The organism is Pseudoxanthobacter sp. (genome assembly GCF_036822375.1).
Classification (GTDB): domain Bacteria; phylum Pseudomonadota; class Alphaproteobacteria; order Rhizobiales; family Segnochrobactraceae; genus Pseudoxanthobacter.
The window spans coordinates 1-3,246 of sequence record NZ_DAISHT010000300.1; the positions used below are offsets into that span (position 1 = coordinate 1).

At 70.8% G+C, this 3,246-nt stretch carries 2 protein-coding genes; both read right to left on the minus strand.

Annotation, left to right across the window (positions count from 1 at the left end; genetic code table 11):
• Positions 1-51 precede the first annotated feature (51 nt).
• Positions 52-2,298: an EAL domain-containing protein gene (locus V7067_RS16790; RefSeq protein WP_334177038.1), complete on the minus strand. Its 2,247-nt coding sequence runs from the start codon at positions 2,296-2,298 to the stop codon at positions 52-54.
• Positions 2,299-2,395: 97 nt separating this feature from the next.
• Positions 2,396-2,953, minus strand: a complete 558-nt coding sequence (locus V7067_RS16795) for a sugar transferase (RefSeq protein ID WP_334177039.1) — start codon at positions 2,951-2,953, stop codon at positions 2,396-2,398.
• Positions 2,954-3,246: the final 293 nt, after the last annotated feature.

Consider the following 3,246-nt stretch of genomic DNA (forward strand, 5'->3'; position numbering starts at 1 on the left):
CTTGCTGCGGGCGGCCTGCCGTCCGGGGCCGGCCGGCTCTGCCGGTCGCCGTCACGGCTGCGGTGCCGCCGCCACCAGCGCCCGCGCCGCCTCCGGCGACATCGGCCGGCCGAGCAGAAAGCCCTGCGCATAATCGCAGCGGAACTCGGCCAGCAGCGCCAGCACCGGTTCCGTTTCCACGCCTTCCGCCACCACGCTCAGCCCGAGGCTGTGGGCAAGCCCGATCAGCGCGCGCAGCACATCGCGGGCGCGGGGCTGGCCGTCGATATCCATGACGAACGCCCGGTCGATCTTCAGCGTGTCGATGGGAAGCTGCCGCAGATAGCTGAAGTTGGAATAGCCGGTGCCGAAATCGTCGATCATGATCGAGGTGCCGAGCGCGCGGATGCGGCGCAGCGTTTCGGCCGCCTCCGCCGGATTGGCCATCAGCGCCGATTCCGTGATCTCGAAGCGGACGTGGCGCGGATCGGCCCCCGCGGCCTCCAGCGCCGCCGCCACGCTCTCCGTCAGGCTTGGCTCGCCGATGCGCACCGGCGCCAGATTGATCGAGACATAAGGCACCGCATGGCTGCCGGCATAACGCGCCCAGCGGGCCGATTCGCGGATCGCCCGTTCGCAGATCCATTCGCCGAGCGGCCCGGCAAGGCCGGCCGCCTCGGCGAGCGGAATGAACTCCACCGGCGGAATCGCGCCGCGGCGCGGATGACTCCACCGCGCCAGCGCCTCGAAGCCGACCAGCCCGCGCCGGCGCAGGTCGTAGATCGGCTGGAAAGCGAGGTGGATTTCCTCCGAGCGGCGGTGGATGGCCTCGCGCAGGTCGGCCTCCAGCGCAAGCCGGGCCTGATAAGCCTGGCGCAGCGCGCAGCCGAACCGCACCACCTCGTGCGGGGCGGCCGAGCGCGCCGCCATCTGCGCATCACGTACCTGCGTCACCACGTCGGCAGGGGCGCCGCCCGGCGCCTCGTCCGGGGCCACGATGCCGCAGCTCGCATCGACATAGAAACGGCTGCCGTCGATTACGAACGGCGCTCCGAGAATGGCCAGCACCGTCTCCGCCTGCGCCGACAGATCGCAGCGGCCGCGGGGCACCAGCGCAAACTCACCGGTGCCCAGACAGATGACATCGCCCTGCTCACCCGCGATTTCCTTCAGGCGCCGGCCCGTGATGCGCAGGATCTCGCCGGCAATCTCCGGGCCGACGCTGGAGAACAGCAGTCCGAAGCGGCGCAGGCGCACCACCACCGTGCCTTGCGGGCCCGCGCGCCCGCCGCCCGCCTCCTCCCCGCCCGGGCGCTGCCAGTGCGAGCGCTCTTCAAGCCACGACAGATTGGGCAGTTCCGTCACCGGATCGAAGAACGCCAGCCGCTCCAGACGGCTCAGAACCGAAAGGCGCTCCGAAATATCGGTCAGATAGGCAGTGAAAAGCCGGTGGCGCCCGGTCCGGACCTCGGTGATCGTCAGTTCCACCGGCAGCAGCGAACCGTCGGCCCGCCGGGCCTCGGTCTCCAGCGGCCGGCCGAGCATCTGCGAGCGGCCGGTCGCCAGATAGCGGGCAAAGCCCGCGCGGTGGGCGGCGCGCAGCCCTTCCGGCACAATCATCTCGGCCAGCGACGCGCCGATTGCCTCGGCGCGGGAGAAGCCGAGAATCCGCTCCGCGGCAGGATTGAACTCCAGCACCCGGCCGCTCTCGTCGATTGTCACGATGCCGTCGGGCGCCGCCTGCACCATGGCAACGCGCGTGGCCTCGCCGAGGATCGCCATCTCCTCCGCCTGGCCGATGGCCTGCCCGATCAGCACCGCCATGGCGCGCGCGCCGGCAACCTGTGCGTCGCTCCACGCACCGCGACCGTCGTCGGCATCGAAGCACAGGTGCCCCCACCACCGCCCGGCCACCATGACCGGCACGACGAGAAAGTGCACGATGGCGAAGTGATCGAGAAAGGCGCGGGCCCCATCGCCTTCCGCCGCCGCACGTCCGGTCACCACCTGCCCGCGGCGCAGCCGGCTGGCGGCGCCGGCCAGCCAGCGGCCGGGGGCGGCGATATCCTGCATGGCCGGGCCGAGAGCGGCCAGCCCCGGGCGGTGACGGTCGACCACGCAATGCTGCACCAGACCCGGGCTGCCCGGCCGGCCATCGCCGGCCATGACACGGAACATCACCACGCGCCGCATGCCATCCAGCGCACACAGCGCGCGGCAGGCCTCCGTTGCCGCCTCGTGCCAGTCCTGCGAACGCTGAAGGTCCGTCGCCAGCCTTGCCAGAGCAAACGTCCAGCCGTCGTGCACGCAGCCCCCCATCTCCGCACTCGGTCCCTGCACTATGGGCAGAGGACAGGGTTCAGCGCAACCCGTGCGACGGGCCTGTGACAGGCCGCAGCGCACCGGGTGCCGGCCCTCAGGGTCGCGCGGCGTCGCCCTGCCCGCTGCCGCGCACGGTGGCCAGAATGATGCGCAGATCGGCGGCAAAGCTGTGGTTTGCCGCATACTCGCCATCGACCCGCGCCAGCCGTTCCGGCACCGACATGTCGATATCGCGGATCTGGGCGAGCCCGGTGATTCCCGGGCGCAGATCGAACACGCCGCGCGCGCGGCGGGCGGCGATCAGCTCCTGCTGGGCCGGCAGGCACGGCCGCGGCCCGACAAGGCTCATATCGCCGGTCAGCACGTTCCAGAGCTGCGGCAGTTCGTCGAGCTTGGTGCGGCGCAGGAACGCGCCGATGGGGGTAATGGCCGACGCGCCCACCTCGTGCGAGGCGCGGTTGGGCGTGCCGATCTTCATCGAGCGCAGCTTGTAGCAGGGAAACGGCTTTTCGTGCCGGCCGACGCGGGTCTGGATGAACAGCGCCGGGCCGGGCGAATCCCGCCGGATCAGCACGATGAGCACGATGAACACCGGCGCCAGCACGACGAGGCCCGCGAGCGCGGCCAGAAAATCGAACGCCCGTTTCAGCATCTCACGTCCTTCATCGCCGTGCCTCTCTGCCTGCCGGGGCTGTTTCCCACGAAAGCAGGCAGAAGAAAAGCCGGCCGGGGCGCCGTCTGCGCCCCTGCGGCAGCTTGCGCGGCCGGGCGCGGACGCGCAATAGAGGGGCACGTTCGCGCGCCGCCGGCCGCAACTTCGACATGATCGCACCCGATTCCCGTGTTCCGGGGGCCTCCGCCGCCGGCCCTTTTCGTCCCGTGTCCCCCTTTCGTCCCGTATCCTTTTCGTCCCGTACCTCTTTCGTCTTTTGCCCCTTTCGTCCC